Source organism: Bradyrhizobium sp. JR4.1 (genome assembly GCF_040548605.1).
Classification (GTDB): Bacteria; Pseudomonadota; Alphaproteobacteria; order Rhizobiales; family Xanthobacteraceae; genus Bradyrhizobium; species Bradyrhizobium canariense.
This window is the reverse complement of sequence record NZ_JBEPRY010000002.1, coordinates 109,630-126,337: the sequence shown is the minus strand read 5'-3', so window position 1 is coordinate 126,337 and position 16,708 is coordinate 109,630. Positions and strand designations below refer to the sequence as shown.

Sequence of the window (16,708 nt, the reverse complement as noted above, 5' to 3'; positions counted from 1 at the left end):
CCCGAGTTATGCCCGCATGCCATCGATGACACAGATGTCGTCGAGGTAAATGGAGATGGACATGATGCGCCGTATCGTCCCGCTCGCGGCAGGCCTCCTCGTGACGGCTTCTTTGGCAAGCTCGGCTCTCGCTGCTGACATCAATCTGCTGAACGTGTCGTACGATCCGACGCGCGAGCTCTATGCCGAGTTCAACAAGTCGTTCGCGGCTGCCTATCAGAAGGAAACCGGCAAGAGCGTCGAGATCAAGCAGTCGCATGGCGGCAGCGGATCGCAGGCGCGCGCGGTGATCGACGGATTGCAGGCCGACGTGGTGACGCTGGCGCTTGCCTACGATATCGACGCCATCGCTGGGAAAGGGCTCACCGCAGCCGACTGGCAGAAGCGACTGCCGCAGAATTCATCGCCCTATACCTCCACCATCGTGTTCCTGGTGCGGAAGGGCAATCCCAAGGCTATCAAGGACTGGGACGATCTGCTCAAGCCGGGCGTTGCCGTGATCACGCCGAACCCGAAGACGTCGGGTGGTGCGCGCTGGAATTATCTTGCCGCCTGGGGCTTTGCGCAGAAGAAATACGGCTCGGCCGACAAGGCCAAGGACTTCATCGGAAAACTCTACCAGCAGGTTCCGGTGCTGGATACCGGCGCGCGCGGCGCCACCGTGACCTTCGTCGAGCGCGGCGTCGGCGACGTGCTGCTCGCCTGGGAGAACGAGGCGTATCTCGCGCTTAAGGAATTCGGCCCCGAAAAGTTCGAGATCGTCGCGCCGCCGCTGTCGATCCTCGCCGAGCCGCCGGTTACGATTGTCGACAAGGTCGCCGATAAAAAAGGCACCCGCAACGCTGCCGACGCCTACCTTCAGTACTGGTACACCAAGGAAGGTCAGGAGATCGCCGCGCGCAATTTCTATCGTCCGCGCGATGCCGAGATCGCGAAAAAATACGAAAACGCCTTCGCCAAGGTCGAACTATTCACGATCGACAACGTTTTCGGTGGTTGGACCAAGGCGCAGAAGGAACATTTTGCCGACGGCGGCGTCTTCGACCAGATTTACAAGAACTGATCGGGCGCCGTCGGAGGGGTTTAGCAGGGGGCCTGGTGAGCGTAATCGCAGCACGACGCCGGACATTGCCGGGCTTCGGTCTCACCATGGGACTGACGCTTTCCTGGCTGACCCTGATCATCCTGATTCCGCTCGCCGGGCTGTTCCTGAAATCGCTTGAGCTGAGCCCCGAGCAATTCTGGAACATCCTCTCCAGCCGCCGCACCCTGAACGCGCTGCGGGTGTCGTTCGGACTCGCTTTCGCGGCGGCCTGCGTCAATCTGGTAATGGGCAGCATCATCGTCTGGGCGCTGGTGCGCTACCGCTTTCCGGGCCGGCGCCTCTTCGATGCCATCGTTGATGTGCCGTTCGCACTGCCGACGGCCGTTGCCGGCGTCGCGCTGACCGCCCTGTTCGCCGAGAAGGGCTGGCTGGGTGCGCCGCTTGCCGCGCTCGGCATCAAGGTGGCGTTCACGCCGGTCGGCATCTTCGTTGCCATGATCTTCATCGGCATTCCCTTCGTGGTGCGCACGGTGCAGCCGGTGCTGCAGGACCTCGATCCCGAGATCGAGGAAGCCGCGGGCAGTCTCGGCGCCAGCCGCTGGCAGACCATCATTCGCGTGATCCTGCCCTCGCTCGGGCCGGCGCTGCTCACCGGGCTCGCGCTCGCCTTTGCGCGCGCGGTCGGCGAATACGGCTCGGTGATCTTCATCGCCGGCAATCTGCCGAATGTCTCCGAGATCGCGCCATTGCTGATCGTGATCCGGCTGTCCGAATTCCGCTATGCCGATGCGACCGCGATCGCCGTCGTCATGCTCGTCGTCTCCTTCGTCATCATCTTCGCCGTCAACCGGCTCCAGCGCTGGGCGCAGAGCCGGATACCTGTGCGCTGAGGAGGATGCGATGACGATGCAGATCGCAGATTCCGTCTCACTTTCGGCTCCGGACGCCAGGGCACGCGCGCATGCCGCGGCCGCACGCAACAATCTCCGCACCGAGCCAAAGGCGGTCCGCATCGTCATCATCGCGCTGGCGGTGATCTTTCTCACCATGTTCGTCGTGCTGCCGCTGGCCCTGGTCTTCGCACAAGCTTTCTCAAGGGGCGTCCTCGCCTATCTCTCCGCGCTCGCCGACCCGGAAGCGTTGTCCGCGATCAAGCTGACGCTCGTGGTGGCGGCCATCTCGGTTGGTCTCAATCTCGTGTTCGGTCTCGTCGCGGCCTGGGCGATTGCAAAATTCGAATTCTCGGGCAAGACCTTCCTGATCACGCTGATCGATTTGCCGTTCTCGGTCAGCCCGGTGATCTCGGGTCTCGTCTTCGTGCTGCTGTTCGGCGCGCAGGGCTATTTCGGCGGCTGGCTGCGCGATCACGACATCCAGATCCTGTTCGCGGTGCCCGGCATCGCGCTTGCGACCACCTTCGTGACCTTCCCCTTCGTGGCGCGGGCGTTGATCCCGCTGATGCAGGAGCAGGGCACGCAGGAGGAGGAGGCCGCGATCTCGCTCGGCGCCTCGGGCCTGCAGACCTTCTTCCGCGTCACGCTGCCCAATATCAAATGGGGCGTGCTCTACGGCGTCCTGCTCTGCAACGCGCGCGCGATGGGCGAGTTCGGCGCGGTCTCCGTCGTCTCCGGCCATATCCGCGGCGAGACCAACACCATGCCGCTGCTGGTCGAGATTCTCTACAACGAATACCAGTTCGTCGCGGCGTTCGCGATCGCCTCGCTGCTGGCGATGCTGGCGCTGATCACGCTGATCGCCAAGACCGTTCTGGAAAATCACCTCGACGAAGGACATGACGCAAGTGAGCATTGAAGTCAGGAATCTCGTCAAGAAGTTCGGCAGTTTCAAAGCCCTCGACGGCGTCGACCTCAAGGTCAATGACGGCGAGCTGCTCGCGCTGCTCGGGCCGTCCGGCTCGGGCAAAACAACGCTGCTGCGGATCATCGCCGGGCTCGACTGGCCCGATTCCGGCGAGGTGTCCTTCAACGGCGAGGATGCGTTGGCGCAGGGCGCGCGCGAGCGGCACGTCGGATTCGTATTTCAGCACTACGCGCTGTTCCGCCACATGACGGTGTTCGAGAACGTGGCCTTCGGGCTGCGCGTGCAGCCGCGCGCGATCCGCAAGGACGAAGCGACCATCCGCGCGCGCGTCAAGGAGCTGCTCGATCTCGTGCAGCTCGACTGGCTCGCCGACCGTTATCCGAGCCAGCTCTCCGGCGGCCAGCGCCAGCGCATCGCGCTGGCCCGCGCGCTCGCGATCGAGCCGCGCATCCTGCTGCTCGACGAACCCTTCGGCGCGCTTGATGCCAAGGTGCGCAAGGAGCTGCGCAAATGGTTGCGTTCGCTGCACCACGAGATCAACGTCACCTCGATCTTCGTCACCCATGATCAGGAGGAGGCGCTCGAAGTCGCCAACCGCGTGGTGGTGATGGACAAGGGCAAGATCGAGCAGATCGGCTCGCCCGATGACGTCTATGAGAGCCCGGCGACCGCCTTCGTCCACAGCTTCATCGGCGAATCCATCGAGCTTCCGGTCCTGATCGCGGACGGTCTCATCACGCTCGGCGACCGGCCGCTTCGGCTCGCGGCAGACGGGCATGCGCCTGGCGCGTCAAGACTGTTCGTGCGGCGACACGACATGTTGGTTGGCCCGCCCGGCAGCGGTGCCTTTGAGGGCGCCGTGCGGCATGTCCGGAATTTCGGTCCCGTGCAGCGGGCCGAGGTGGCACTATCAGGCGGAGAAACCATCGAGATTGACGCTCCCCGCGACAGGGAACTGCGCGCCGGCGACACGATCGGCCTGGAGCCCCGCCGCTACCGGATCTTTGCGGGCACCTGAGCGCACTCAACGGGTCAATTTTTCCTCAATATTCACCTTTCAGCCACGGTTGGTATGCAACAACGGCGCCTGATTTGGGGGCTCCTGTTCATGCGCGTCGCGGCCGCGATACTCATCCTTTTGCTGCTCGCCGGCTGTGCCGGCAACGAGGCACCGGTCCAGCAGCCCTCGATGTATGCCGATATGGCTGTCCCGGGCGCAAAGCTCGATGCGCAGGCGGCAGCGATCATGATCTCGCAATACCGCCAGAACAACGGGCTCGGCACCGTCGTGATCGATCCTGCCCTGATGAGTCTCGCCGAATCTCAGTCCCAGGCCATGGCTGCCGCCAACAAGATGGACCACGACGTCCGCGCGCCGCTGGCTAAGCGCCTCAGCGCCGGCGGCTATCCGGCGACCGTTGCGGTCGAGAACGTCTCGGCCGGCTATCATACGCTGGCGGAAGCGTTTTCCGGCTGGCGCGACTCGCCCCCGCACCGCGCCAACATGCTCAAGAGCGGTGTCACAAAATTGGGCATCGCGGCGGGCTATGCTCCCGGCACCAAATACAAGGTGTTCTGGACCATGATCCTGGCCTCGACGGACGCCCGATAAGCCAGACTTGATCCCGGGATGCATTGACGCCGCGGCAGACTGTCGCCACGGTCGCTCGCCATCTGCTACTGTTCCCGCATGATTGATCATAGTCCAGAAGTCGCAACAATCCCCGCGAACGCGCAACGTGTCCTGGTCCTCCAGGGCGGCGGCGCGCTCGGCTCCTATCAGGCCGGCGCCTTTCAGTCGCTCTGCCATGCCGGCTTCGAGCCGGACTGGGTCGCCGGCATCTCGATCGGCGCGGTCAATGCCGCGATCATCGCCGGCAACGAAGGGCAGACGCGCGTCAAGCGGCTCAAGGAATTCTGGGAGATGGTCTCCGCGCCGGTGCCGTGGAAGCCGATCGGCAAGAGCGACCACAGCCGCGAGCTGTTCAACTCGACCAGCGCCGCATTGATCGCGACCTTCGGCGTGCCCGGCTTCTTCACGCCGCGCATTCCGCCCGCGCCGCTCTGGCCGCCCGGCAGCCCGCAGGCCGAGAGCTATTACGACACCGCACCGCTGAAGAAGACGCTGGAGCGTCTGGTCGATTTCGACCGCATCAATGATCTGAAGACGCGGCTGTCGGTCGGTGCCGTCGGCGTCACTTCCGGCAACTTCAAATATTTCGACAATTTCGAGTTCAGGAAGCTCGGCAAGAAAATCGGCCCCGAGCACATCATGGCCTCCGGCGCGCTGCCGCCCGGCTTTCCGTCCGTTGTGATCGAGGGCGAGCATTATTGGGATGGCGGCATCGCCTCCAACACGCCGCTCGACTACGTGCTGGACGCCGAGACCGACCGCGATCTTCTCATCTTCCAGATCGACCTTTTCAGCGCTCGCGGCGATCTGCCGACCTCGCTGCTCGAGGCGACCGAGCGCGAGAAGGACATCCGCTTCTCGAGCCGCACGCGGATGAACACCGACAAGAACAAGCAGGTGCACAACGCCCGCAGGGCCGTGCGCGACCTGATTTCCAAATTGCCCGATTATCTCAAGAACGACCCTTCCGTGGAATTCCTTGCCAAGGTATCGCGCGAAAGTACCGTTACTGTGGTGCACCTGATCTACCGCAGCAAGAATTACGAATCCTCGTCCAAGGATTACGATTTCTCGCATGTCGCCATGGTCGAGCATTGGGAAGCCGGCGTGCGTGACGTGCATCTGTCGATGCGCCACAAGGATTGGCTCGAGCGGCCGCAATCCGGCGAGACCATGGTGACCTACGATCTCACGGGGGACGTCACTGTGCCCCCGCCAAAAAGGAGCGAGTAATATGGGTAGTCTGTCAGGCAAGAACGCCGTCGTGACCGGGTCGACCAGCGGCATCGGGCTCGCCTATGCGCGCGCCTTCGCCGCCGCCGGCGCCAACGTCGTCATCAACGGCTTCGGCTCGCCGGAGGACATCGAGAAGGAGCGCACCAAGATCGAGTCCGATTTCGGCGTGAAGGCGGTCTATTCGCCCGCCGACATGACCAAGCCCGCCGAAATCGCCGGGATGATCGCGCTCGGCGAGAAGAGTTTTGGTTCGGTCGACATCCTCGTCAACAATGCGGGCATCCAGTTCGTCTCGCCGATCGAGGAATTCCCGCCGGAGAAATGGGACCAGATCATCGCGATCAACCTGTCCTCGGCCTTCCATGCCATTCGCGCCGCCGTCCCGGGCATGAAGAAGAAGGGTTGGGGCCGCATCATCAATACTGCTTCCGCGCACTCGCTGGTCGCCTCGCCCTTCAAGTCGGCCTATGTGTCGGCCAAGCACGGCATCGCCGGCCTGACCAAGACCGTGGCGCTGGAGGTCGCGACCAGCAAGATCACCTGCAACTGCATCAGCCCGGGCTATGTCTGGACGCCGCTGGTGGAGAAGCAGATCCCCGACACCATGAAGGCCCGCAATCTCACGCGCGAGCAGGTCATCAACGACGTGCTGCTCGACGCGCAGCCGACCAAGGAGTTCGTCACCTCCGAGCAGGTCGCGGCCCTCGCGCTGTTCCTGTGCGGCGACGATGCCGCGCAGATCACCGGCACGAATTTGTCGATCGACGGCGGTTGGACCGCGGAGTAGTTCGGCGGTGCCGTAGGGTGGGCAAAGGCGCGTCAGCGCCGTGCCCACCATCGTTTGTTCGAATGAGGAAAAAAGTGGTGGGCACGCTTCGCTTTGCCCACCCTACAAGATGATATCGGACGACGCCGTTCTCCGTTCAGTGTGTCCAGGCCAGCGCCGTCTCGAATGCCGAGGACAGGTGCAGCTCCGCGAACATGATCTTGCCGGCGACCACGAACAGCACGCAGGCAAGTGTCAGGCGCAGCACCGTCTCGGGCACGCGTGTCGCGCTAAAGCTGCCGACGACGATGCCGGGCAGCGAGCCCAACAGCAGCACGCCCATCAGCGCCCAATCCACGTCGCCAAGCGCCCAATGCCCCATTCCAGCGATCAGCGTCAGCGGGACCGCATGGGCGATGTCGGAGCCGACGATGGTCGCCACCGGCAGTCGCGGATAGAGCAGCAGCAGAACGGTGACGCCGACCGCGCCGGCGCCGACCGATGAAATCGAAACCAGCACGCCGAGCACGATTCCGGTGACGACGGTCGCGATCGCCGTGGTGCGGTCATCGACCTGCTCCAGGCGCCGGCGATAGCGCTCCATGATCGATCTGCGGAAGATCAGCGAGGTCGCAGTCAGCAGCAGTGCGAAGCAGAGCACGAGGTTGACGAGATTGCGCTCGGAATCGCTCTTGAGGTCGAGCTTCCATAGCACCAGCAGCGTCAGCGCGCTCGCCGGAAGGCTGCCGCAGGCGAGCCGCAGCACCGCCGGCCAGTGCACGCTGCGCGACCAGCCATGCACCACGCTGCCGCCGGTCTTGGTGGCGGCGGCATAGAGCAGGTCGGTGCCGACTGCGGTCGATGGGTGAATCCCGAACAGCAGGATCAGCAGCGGCGTCATCAGCGAACCGCCGCCGACGCCGGTCATCCCGACCAGCAGGCCGACGCCGAAACCCGAGGCGACGTAGAGTGGATCGATCATGTCCAGGGAATCTTAGGTTCATCTCGTCAGTTGGGCAATATGACGTAGAATAAACTTTCCCTGCGGTGCAACTGCTTGCACCGAATAAGAAAAATCCTCCTGCAGGGGGGCGGAGCGGAGGCGTTTTCTCCAATTCGTCGCCCTCTCGCGAAACGGACATTTCGGTTAGACGTCAAAACCGGAATCCAGAGCTTCGGTTCTCATTCAATCAGAACCGATAACGCTCTAGATTAGGCATATTGCCTTCCGGGCTCATTCAGCCCCGCGACCGGTCGCCGTGACGTGTGGCGGATGTGGACGATATGGATGACGTCGCCACGGACACGGTAAAATATCCGGAATGGGTAGCGGACGACCGCTGCGACACGAACCTCGGAACGGTGCGCAACGCGTAGCGCCGAGAAAGGCGCGACACGGACACGTTCCACGACGTCAACGAATCTCTGGCCGACAGCTTCCGCGATCACAGGGCTGGCGTTGCTGGCATAATAGGTCGCGATGTCCGCGAGATCAGCAAGCGCCCCTCGCGTCCAGACGATCTTCATCCCCGCGCAAATTTCGCGAAGGCCTCCGCAACCTCGGCATCCGTAGCGACCTCGCCGCGATCTATCGACGCCAAGGCCGCGTCAATGCTTCGCAATTCCTCTTGCGTTGCAAGATACTCGCCGCCGAGCAGCTCACTCTCGATTTCGCTGGCAATGGCAACCAACTCCTTCTGGGCCTCTTCAGGCCAAGTCTGGGCACGTTCCAGAAGGTTTCGCAGATCGCTTGCAGCCATGGATCCGACCATATCAGGCGGCGGATGGCTTTCCAATCGCCTTGAGCCGATGGCTAGCGTCCGAACGCCAGCACGTGCAGGCCGAGCCGTTGTCGCACGATCCAGAACAGCAGCACCGTCTCGAAACTGAGCGAGATCGAGGTCGCGGCCGCAGCACCGTGGCCGCCGAAGCGCGGCACCAGCGCGATGCAGAGCACCAGGTTCATCGCAAACGCCAGCGCATAGGCCAGCGCGCAGATCTTCTGCTGGCCGAGCATGTTGAGCAGCCGTTCGACCGGGCCGATCGCGGCGCGGACCACGAGACCGATCGCGGCGACGAACATGATGTCGTAGCCGACCACGAATTGCGGCCCGAACAGCCAGAGCAGCGGCTTGCCGAGCGCGAGCAGCACGATGGTCGCCGCCAGCGACGGCCAGAACGTCCAGTTGATGGCATGCGCCACGTAGGCCGACAGCCGCGCCTTGTCGCCCGCAGCGTTGTATTCGGCGAAGCGATGCGCTGTTGTCGCCGACATCGCGTAGTGGATGAAGGAGACCAGCGCCAGCGTCTTCACCACGGCGAAATAGACGCCGACCTCCTCGGAGGGGCGGAACTGCTGCAGCACCAGCACGTCGGTGTAGGACAGCAGCAGGTAGAAGCTTTCGACCAGCAGGATCGGCAGCGACACGGCGAGCCAGCCGCCGATGTCGTAGGCCTTGGGGCCCGGCTCGATATGACCGCCGAGCTTGCGGTTCAGCACCACCATCTGCCCGGTCATCGCGATCCACACCGCGCCGGCGCTCGCGACCATCGCGGCGACCGCGCCGAGATGATAGCCGAGCAGGAAGGCGCAGGCCGTGATGACGATGATCAGCGCCTGGCGAATGATGAATTGCGGCATCAGGCCGAGCTGCATCCAGTCATGCGAACGCGCGATGCCGTCCTGGGTGTTGGCGACGACGAAAGCGGGCAGCGTCATGCAGCCGATATAGAGCGGCAGCTCTTCGGCCGGATCGATCCAGGGCGACAGCAATTTGACGATACCGGCAAGGCCGAGCGACACCAGTGCGGAAACGGCAAAGGTCAGCCAGCGGCTGCCCGAGAGAAAGCCGCGGAGCAGCGCATGCTCGCCACGGCCGCGGTATTCCGGAATGATTTTTTGCGCGGAGGCCGAGATGCCAAAGTCCATCATGCTGCCGAGCAGCAGCACCCAGGTCCAGACATAGACATAGACGCCGTAGTCCGACGTTCCCATCCAGCGCGCGAGCAGGACCTGCGAGAAATAGGCAAGACCGGCGCTGATCACGCGGATGACGAAGATGGTGCCGGCCAGCCGCCGCGTCAGCGACGCCTCGCTCGACCCGCCCGTCAATTTTTGGCGCAGCCGCGCGATAAGGCCGGCAGGTCCGGTCGTTGCGGGTTCTGCATCCATCACGGCCAATTCGAAGGATCCCCGAGGCGCACAGGAATGCTGCGGCAGACTTGCCGCGCTAGCCTAGGGGATTAGCAACCATTCGTTAAGATTCGGTTGGGTGGAGTGTGTTGCAACTCCAACGTCGTCCTGGCGAAAGCCAGGACCCATTACCCCAGGGAGAGGTTTGGCGAAGATTCGAGGTTAGCAGTTTCGCGCCACCACTACGCCTTGGGGGAATGGGTCCTGGATCTACGCTCCGCTTGTCCAGGACGACAATCACTCCAAATTGGTATTGAACTCGTACGACTTCTCCGGTCCGACCAGCGTGAACTTCAGCGCTGCGCCGTCGGGCTTGGCGCCCGGCGGCAGTCCGTCGAGCTCGAAAGAAAATCGCTTCACGCCCGGTGGGCTGGGCTCGACCGGTGCCGGGATGGGCAACGCCCAATCAGGCGTCGGGCCTTCCACGTAGAGATTGACGGTGCGCGCATCGGGCGCGACCACGTCGACTACGACATTCTTGGGCCCGTCACGCTTGACGTCGCGGATGGTGAGCGGGTTGGGATCGCCGATGGTGGCAGGCTTGGGCACGGTGTCGAGCGCTGCACGCAGATTGGCATCCTCGGTCGAGGCGACGCTGTTGAAGCCGAGCTCGGCGCGGGCCTCGACGGGAATGCAAAGCTTTTCGCACACCGCATAATTGATTTCGGCGCGCAGCGTCACCGGCTTGTCGGCCGCCTTGGCGATGATGCGCAGGGGCAGCACGATCTGGTCGTGATAGCCGATCGAATGGCCGCCCGCGCCGTCGTCGAATTTCTGCGGGGCCGGCCACATCACCGTCACCGCTTCGACATTGTCGGATTTCGAGAAATCGAAGCGCGGCGGAACGCCGGAATCGCCCGGCATTCGCCAATAGGTCTTCCAGCCGGGCTGGATCTGGAAGGCGATACCGCCGAGCAGGACGGCGCCGCTGCGCGATCCCGCCAGCAACCGCACCGCGGAATGTCCGTCGCGTTGCCATGGCGATGAATCGTCGGCATGGGCATCAAGCGCCAGCGACGACGCGAGCAGGGCTGTCGCGACGCCAACCGCCGCACGCAGGGGAACTCTTGTCAGCATGGTACGTCTTTACAGGGTGACCCCGCGGCAAACCATTGAATTGCTTGTGATGGATGCACTTGAATCGAGTCCCTGCAAGCCTTGATTTGACAGCCGGTCGGCCCGACATCAGGATAGGAACTGAAACCGGAGTGCTTCACCGATGGCTCCCACAGGCAAGAGGACGGGCGAAAGCACCCGCAAGTCAGCCCCCGCGCTCCCGAGTTCGGCGGGCTACCTCGACGGCCAGCTGTTGATCGCCATGCCCGTGATGGGCGACGAGCGCTTCGAGCGCTCGGTGATCTATCTCTGCGCCCACTCCGCCGAAGGCGCGATGGGCATCATCGTCAACCACCCGGCCGGCAGCATCGACTTCCCCGAGTTGTTGGAGCAACTCGGCATCATCAAGAAGGGCGAGCACATCAAGCTGCCGGAGAATGCCGAAAGCATGAAGGTGCTACGCGGCGGTCCGGTCGATACCGGCCGCGGCTTCGTGCTGCACTCCAGCGATTTCTACATCGAGAACGCGACGCTCCGGATCGACGACGGCGTCTGCCTCACCGCGACCGTCGACATCCTGCGTGCGATCGCCAACGGCTCCGGTCCCAAGCACGCCATCCTCGCGCTCGGCTATGCCGGCTGGGCGCCGGGCCAGCTCGAGACCGAAATCCAGAGCAATGGCTGGCTGCATTGCGACGCGGATTCGGATTTGATCTTTGGCGACGACGTCGACGAAAAATACGGACGCGCGCTGCGCAAGATCGGCATCGATCCCGGCATGCTCTCGAACGAGGCGGGCCACGCGTAGCGCCATTCTCGCTGCCGTGTATCGCCCTCCGCTGTCATGCCCCGGCTTGACCGGGGCATCCAGTACGCCGGGGCGTATCGGCTCTATCGCAGCTGTCTCGGAGTACTGGATCGCCCGGTCAAGCCGGGCGATGACACCGATTGCTGAGTAGCGCCTACTCCGCCGCCTGCTGCTGCACCGTCGGCTCCGTGCCCGCGACCGTCGCGCGGCGCATGTCGCGGGGCTGCGACTGGTCGTAGCGGCGGACGCGGTGCATGGTCTGGCGGTTGTCCCACATCACGAGATCATGCAGCTTCCATTTGTGGACGTAGACGAACTCGCTTTGCGTCGCGTGCTCGTTGAGATCGCGCAGCAGCAGCCTGCCCTCGGGGACGCTCATGCCGACGATCTTGCCCGCATGCGATGAGAGATAGAGCGACTTGCGGCGATGCACGGGATGGGTGCGCACGAGACGTTGCAGCACCGGCTTGAACATCTGCTTCTCGTCATCGGTGTATTCGGTGAAGCCGAGCGATCCCCGCGAATACATCAGCGAGTGCTCGCAGACGAGGTCCTCGATTTCGGCCTTGGTCTCGTCGTCGAGCGCATCATAGGCCGCGCGCATGTCGGCGAATTCGGTGTTGCCGCCCTTCGGGTTCACCACGCGCGCCGACAGCAGCGAGAATTTTGCCGGGATGGGGCGGAACGAGCTGTCGGAATGCCACAGGCAGTTGCCGAGATTGAACAGATGCGCGCGGCTGTCCTTCGCCAGCGGCTTGCCGTCCTTGCCGAGATTGGAGACGTCGTTTAGGCCCGTCTGGAGCCGGTAGTCCTTTTCCTTCGTCACGGTGCCGCCGCGCGCGTCCTCGCGCTGGCCGAAATTCAGCGCAAAGGCCATCTGCTGTTCGTCGGTGATGTCCTGATCGTGGAACACCAGCACCGCATATTTGTCCATGGCGGCTTCGACCTCGCGCGCCTCATCTGGTGTGAGAGGCTGTCGCAGATCGAGGCCGGAAACCTCGCCGACAAAATGTGTCTGAAGTTGCCGGATGGCGATCGTCATGGCGTTTTCTCCCGGGCGTGCAAGCGGTTGGTCCCGCTCTGTCGAGGAAAAAGTTACTCCCGTAACGGGCGATGTCAACGCTCGGTGCGCATAGCTGCCTATAGCCCGGATGGTGCGAAGCGCAATCCGGGGCATCGTGCCGCGGAAAGACCTTCCCGGATTGCGCTGCGCTCCATCCGGGCTACAGCTCTCACGCGTTGCGCGCCATCAGGCCGCCGTCGACGGGGATGACCGCGCCGGTGAGGAAGGACGCCGCCGGCAGGCACAGGCTCAGCGTCATGTGCGCGACCTCTTCGGGATCGCCGTAGCGGCCCAGTGCGGTGCGGCGCTTGGCGTAGATGGTCTTGTGCTCCTCCGAGATGCGGTCGGTGATGGCGGTGCGGATCGGCCCGGGGCAGATGCAGTTGACGGTGATGCCTTCGCGGCCGAGCTCCACCGCGAGCGAGCGGGTAAGGCTGGCGACGCCGCCCTTCGCCGCCGAATAGGGGCTGTGCAATGCGGTGGCGCCGAGCGCCTCGGTCGAGGCGATGTTGACGATGCGCGGGCTGTTCGACTTGCGCAAATGAGGCAGCGCGGCGCGGATGATGCGCGGATGCGCCGTTAGCATCACCGCGAGGCCCTTGGCCCAGGCGTCCTCATAGGCCTCGTCGTCGATCGCAACGCGCACGGAGATGCCGGCATTGTTGACGATGACGTCGAGACCGCCGAAATGCGCGGCGACGTCGCCGACCACGCGCTTGATCTTATCGCCGTCGGCAACATCGAGCTTCCAGGCTTGCGCGGCTCCGCCGCCTGCCGCGATCTCCTTCGCGACGGCCAGCGCGCCCTGCTCGTCATAATCCGTGACGGCAACGTTTGCGCCGTCAGCGGCGAACACGCGTGCCGTTGCACGCCCCATGCCGCTGGCCGCGCCGGTGACGAGAACGGTCAGGCCCTTCACGGACCGGCTGAGTTGTTTGAAATCGGCCATGCTGTTTCCTCGCGGCGTCTTGTTTCTTGTTATGAGATGGACAAGGCTGGCATCGATCCGCAGACAGGTCAAACAAGCAGAACAAAAGGGAGGCCCCGATGACGAACGAACTCGATTTCCCAGGCAAGCAGGTGCTGGTCGTCGGCGGATCCAGCGGCATCGGCAACGGCATCGCGCAAGCCTTTCGCGTCAGGGGCGCGCAAGTAGCGGTCTGCGGCACGCGGGCTCACGCGAAGGAATATTCGCAAGCGGAGGGCTCGGATCTCACCGGTCTTTCCTACGCGCAGCTCGACGTCGGCAATGCCGGAGCGGTCGAAGCGTTCAAGCCGTCGTTCGAACGGCTCGATATCCTGGTGCTCGCGCAGGGCGCGGTGCTCTATCGCCGTGGCGAGTTCGAGATGGCGGGCTTCCGCAACGTCGTCGAGGTCAATCTGATGAGCCTGATGGCCTGCGCCACGCGCTTTCATTCCATGCTGCGGGACTCGCGGGGATCGCTGATCATGGTGTCCTCGACCGCGGCCTATCATTCCACCATGGGCAATCCTGCTTACAACGCGTCGAAGACGGGCGCGGTCGGATTGACGCGGACGCTGGGCGAGGCCTGGGCCGAAGACGGCATCCGCGTCAACGGCATCGCGCCCGGTCTGGTCGACACCAAGATGACGAAGGTGACGACCGACAATCCCAAGCGGCTCGAAGGTGCACTTTCGCGCATTCCGCTGCGGCGATTGGGCACGCCGGCTGACATGGCGGGCGCGGCGCTGTTCCTGGCATCGCCGCTGTCGTCCTACATCATCGGCCAGACATTGGTCGTCGACGGCGGGCTCGTTCTTTGAGTCCAATTTCAAGTCACATGGAACTGCGCCGCTCCTGATCGGTTACTTGGGCTGACCCCCGAGGAGGAGCATCATGGATAAAGATCGGATTGTCGGATCGGCCAAGGAATTCGCCGGACGCGCGGAAGGCGCTGTCGGTGATCTCGCAGGCGATGCGCAGACACAGGCGTCGGGCAAGGCGCGGGAAGCCGCAGGCTCCGTGCAGAATCTCTACGGCCAAGCCAAGGATGCCGTCCGTGACGCGACGGACACCGCGGCCAGCTATGCCAAGGACGCCTATGACAAGCCGGCCGAAACCTTGCGCGACGGTTCGCAGGCGATTGCCCAGAAGGTGCAGGACAACCCGCTCGGCGCGCTGCTGGTCGCCGGCGGTATCGGCTTCGCCCTCGCGTTGCTGATGGCACGGCCTTCGCGCCGCCCGCCGCCGCGCTGGCGCTATTACGGCTAAAGCCAACGCACGATAAGCATCAGGCCCCGGACGCAACACGGCGTGTAACGCCGCGTTGCTGAGCCGGGGCCCATTCTTGTTGGACGTGCTGGTCCCGGCTCTGCGCAGCAGCGTTTCACGCTGCAGAGCGTCCGGGACACGAAGACCTCAGCTTACAAAAATTATCGGAACACTTCCGCCGATCGCCCGACATTGCCAGGCGGCCGCGGGATCGCGGGGTTGGGAGTCGGATTGCGCGGCGCTGGCGCCAATTGACGCGGCGGGGGCGGCGGCGAGCCAAAGCCGAAGAAATCGCGCATCGATGGCGCTGCCTGTGCCGGTTGCTGCGGCGCCGGTGGCTTCTTCGGCGCAAGCTTTGGCGGGGCGATCGCTGCGGCCGCACCCGGCGTACCGCCATCGGGTGTCGTCGTGGCGACCGGCGTATCGCCCTTGGCCTGCTCGCGGCCGACTTCGCGGCGCGGCCAGGCATAATCGTCGGCGCGGCCGGCAGGCGCAGCCAGTGGCTCGCCCTTCACCATCGTCTTCGCAGCGAGCGCATCGACGGCGGCAGGACGCGAGCCCGGCCCACCCAGCAATTGATCGGTCGAGATCGAGGCCGCAACCAGCGGCACGATCGGGCCGGCCAGCGGCCGCGGTGCGGGCTTGCCGGGCTCGGCGCTGGTATCGGGTGTCGCCGGCTCGCTCGGCAGCGCGATCGGGCCGGAGCGGCCTGCGAGCAGGCGCGTGATCTCGCGCTCGACATAATGCGCGAGCTTGCGCGCGCCGGGTTTTGTGAAATAGACGCCGTCGCCGCTGCGGAGCTGACGGATCTGGCCTTCGAAGTCCGGGCCCTTCTGAAGGAAGCGGCCGGCTTCGTCTACAAAGCCGTCCCAGACGTCGACATAGGTGATGCCGGCCTTGGCCGCGCCTTCGCGATAGAGCGAATCCAGGAACAGCATGTCCGCGGTGCCCTTGGGACCGCGGATGGCGGGCAGGCCGACCCAGAGCACCGGCACGCCTTTGGCCTTGAGGGCGTTGGCGAGCTCCTCGATCTTCTTGCCGTAGAGCTCGACCCAGCGCTCGTCGCGGAATTCGTAGACACCGTTCGGATTGCGCGCCGTCTTTTCGGGCGCGGCCGCAGGCGTGTCGGCGTTATCGGCATCATCCTGCGGCAGGTCGGTGTCGGCGGGCTTGTCGTCCGGCTTGGCGGCCGTGTCGGGTTTGGCATCGCCCGGCTTGTCACCCGGCTTTCCTTGCGGCTTGGCGCGGGCGCCCTTGTCGTTCTTCTTGTCCTTGTCCGAGGCCTTGTCGGATTTCTCGGCCACCGGCTCGCGGATCGAGATGCGGTCGTTGAGGCCGAGCATGACGACGATGATTTCAGGCTTCTCGGTCTCGAGAATGCCCTTGGCCGCAGCCACCCAATCAGAGGGCTCGCCCTTCGGCTGGTACTTGATCAGACCGGATGTGGTCTTGTGCTTGCGGATCACGCCCATGTCGGGCTGCTCGGTGTAGGCGTCTTCCAGGCCGTAGGCGAGCCAGTCGGCCATGGCGTCACCGATCACCAGCACGTTCTTGTCGGGCGTGGTGTCACGCTTGGCTGGCGCCGGCGCGCGCGAAAAATCCTGGCGCGGCGCCTGCTGCTGTTGCTGCTGGAACGGCGCGAAGAAATCTCCGCCGAACCAGCCGCCGCCTCCGCCATTGCGCGGCGGCGGGGCCGCGCGCTGCGGTGGACCGCCGAAGCCGGGGAAGTTGAAGAACTGCGCCGAGGCCGGGCCGGCAACCGATACCAGAATCGCAAGCGCCGTCCCCAGCGCGATCAACGGGCCGGTCTCGGTCAGCGCCTTGAGCAGGGACTTCTTCGACATGCGATCTCGG

Annotated in this window: 18 protein-coding genes; 10 read left to right on the top strand and 8 right to left on the bottom strand. The window is 64.2% G+C overall.

Features of this window, described 5'->3' with window-relative positions; all coding sequences use genetic code 11:
* Positions 1-49 precede the first annotated feature (49 nt).
* The 7 genes from ABIB90_RS05855 (at position 50) to ABIB90_RS05825 (ending at position 6,522) form a co-directional block, all read left to right on the top strand.
* A complete protein-coding gene (locus ABIB90_RS05855) occupies positions 50-1,063 on the top strand; it encodes a sulfate ABC transporter substrate-binding protein (protein WP_088941139.1) in 1,014 nt (337 codons plus the stop codon).
* Positions 1,064-1,149: 86 nt separating this feature from the next.
* On the top strand, positions 1,150-1,935 hold the full coding sequence (gene cysT, locus ABIB90_RS05850; RefSeq protein WP_354200646.1) for a sulfate ABC transporter permease subunit CysT: 786 nt from the start codon (positions 1,150-1,152) through the stop codon (positions 1,933-1,935).
* 10 nt (positions 1,936-1,945) lie between these two features.
* On the top strand, positions 1,946-2,857 hold the full coding sequence (cysW, locus tag ABIB90_RS05845; protein WP_007599850.1) for a sulfate ABC transporter permease subunit CysW: 912 nt from the start codon (positions 1,946-1,948) through the stop codon (positions 2,855-2,857).
* A complete protein-coding gene (locus tag ABIB90_RS05840; protein ID WP_354200424.1) occupies positions 2,847-3,884 on the top strand; it encodes a sulfate/molybdate ABC transporter ATP-binding protein in 1,038 nt (345 codons plus the stop codon). Before cysW ends, ABIB90_RS05840 begins: the two co-directional genes overlap by 11 nt.
* A 90-nt stretch (positions 3,885-3,974) precedes the next feature.
* A complete protein-coding gene (locus ABIB90_RS05835) occupies positions 3,975-4,478 on the top strand; it encodes a CAP domain-containing protein (protein WP_219682889.1) in 504 nt (167 codons plus the stop codon).
* Between the two features lie 78 nt (positions 4,479-4,556).
* Complete coding sequence (locus ABIB90_RS05830) at positions 4,557-5,732, top strand: DUF3734 domain-containing protein (protein ID WP_354200423.1); 1,176 nt, start codon at positions 4,557-4,559, stop codon at positions 5,730-5,732.
* A 1-nt stretch (position 5,733) separates the two neighbouring features.
* Positions 5,734-6,522 (top strand): 3-hydroxybutyrate dehydrogenase, encoded by a 789-nt coding sequence (locus tag ABIB90_RS05825; RefSeq protein WP_007599857.1) that lies wholly within the window; start codon positions 5,734-5,736, stop codon positions 6,520-6,522.
* A 136-nt stretch (positions 6,523-6,658) separates the two neighbouring features.
* On the opposite strand, the gene ABIB90_RS05820 is transcribed toward ABIB90_RS05825, so the two are convergent.
* From ABIB90_RS05820 to ABIB90_RS05800, 5 genes are all read right to left on the bottom strand, one after another.
* Positions 6,659-7,483, bottom strand: coding sequence for a sulfite exporter TauE/SafE family protein (locus ABIB90_RS05820; protein WP_007599859.1), 825 nt, complete (start codon positions 7,481-7,483; stop codon positions 6,659-6,661).
* A gap of 230 nt (positions 7,484-7,713) precedes the next feature.
* Positions 7,714-8,028 carry a type II toxin-antitoxin system RelE/ParE family toxin gene (locus ABIB90_RS05815; protein ID WP_354200422.1) on the bottom strand — a complete coding sequence of 105 codons (315 nt, stop codon included), beginning with the start codon at positions 8,026-8,028 and terminating at the stop codon, positions 7,714-7,716.
* On the bottom strand, positions 8,025-8,261 hold the full coding sequence (locus ABIB90_RS05810) for a hypothetical protein (RefSeq protein WP_219682885.1): 237 nt from the start codon (positions 8,259-8,261) through the stop codon (positions 8,025-8,027). The genes ABIB90_RS05815 and ABIB90_RS05810 overlap by 4 nt, the downstream gene beginning before the upstream one ends.
* Positions 8,262-8,314: 53 nt before the next feature.
* A complete protein-coding gene (locus ABIB90_RS05805; protein WP_219682884.1) occupies positions 8,315-9,682 on the bottom strand; it encodes a flippase in 1,368 nt (455 codons plus the stop codon).
* Between the two features lie 249 nt (positions 9,683-9,931).
* Positions 9,932-10,771 carry a protein-disulfide reductase DsbD domain-containing protein gene (locus ABIB90_RS05800; RefSeq protein WP_354200421.1) on the bottom strand — a complete coding sequence of 280 codons (840 nt, stop codon included), beginning with the start codon at positions 10,769-10,771 and terminating at the stop codon, positions 9,932-9,934.
* 142 nt (positions 10,772-10,913) lie between these two features.
* Between ABIB90_RS05800 and ABIB90_RS05795 the strand changes: the two genes are divergently transcribed.
* Positions 10,914-11,558, top strand: a complete 645-nt coding sequence (locus tag ABIB90_RS05795) for a YqgE/AlgH family protein (protein WP_007599866.1) — start codon at positions 10,914-10,916, stop codon at positions 11,556-11,558.
* Between the two features lie 154 nt (positions 11,559-11,712).
* Here ABIB90_RS05795 and ABIB90_RS05790 read toward each other — a convergent pair whose 3' ends face one another.
* Entirely contained in the window at positions 11,713-12,600 is an 888-nt protein-coding gene (locus ABIB90_RS05790) for a TauD/TfdA dioxygenase family protein (protein ID WP_007599867.1), read from the bottom strand.
* A 190-nt stretch (positions 12,601-12,790) separates the two neighbouring features.
* Positions 12,791-13,570: an SDR family NAD(P)-dependent oxidoreductase gene (locus ABIB90_RS05785; protein ID WP_354200420.1), complete on the bottom strand. Its 780-nt coding sequence runs from the start codon at positions 13,568-13,570 to the stop codon at positions 12,791-12,793.
* Between the two features lie 98 nt (positions 13,571-13,668).
* Between ABIB90_RS05785 and ABIB90_RS05780 the strand changes: the two genes are divergently transcribed.
* Together ABIB90_RS05780 and ABIB90_RS05775 are read left to right on the top strand one after the other, a co-directional pair.
* The gene (locus ABIB90_RS05780; RefSeq protein WP_354200419.1) at positions 13,669-14,406 is read left to right on the top strand and encodes an SDR family NAD(P)-dependent oxidoreductase; all 738 of its coding nucleotides are present in this window, start codon (positions 13,669-13,671) and stop codon (positions 14,404-14,406) included.
* Positions 14,407-14,479: 73 nt separating this feature from the next.
* Positions 14,480-14,854 carry a CsbD family protein gene (locus ABIB90_RS05775; protein ID WP_007599877.1) on the top strand — a complete coding sequence of 125 codons (375 nt, stop codon included), beginning with the start codon at positions 14,480-14,482 and terminating at the stop codon, positions 14,852-14,854.
* 161 nt (positions 14,855-15,015) lie between these two features.
* Here the strand turns inward: ABIB90_RS05775 and ABIB90_RS05770 are convergent, their stop codons facing one another.
* Positions 15,016-16,698 (bottom strand): SGNH/GDSL hydrolase family protein, encoded by a 1,683-nt coding sequence (locus ABIB90_RS05770; protein ID WP_354159393.1) that lies wholly within the window; start codon positions 16,696-16,698, stop codon positions 15,016-15,018.
* Between the last annotated feature and the right edge of the window lie 10 nt (positions 16,699-16,708).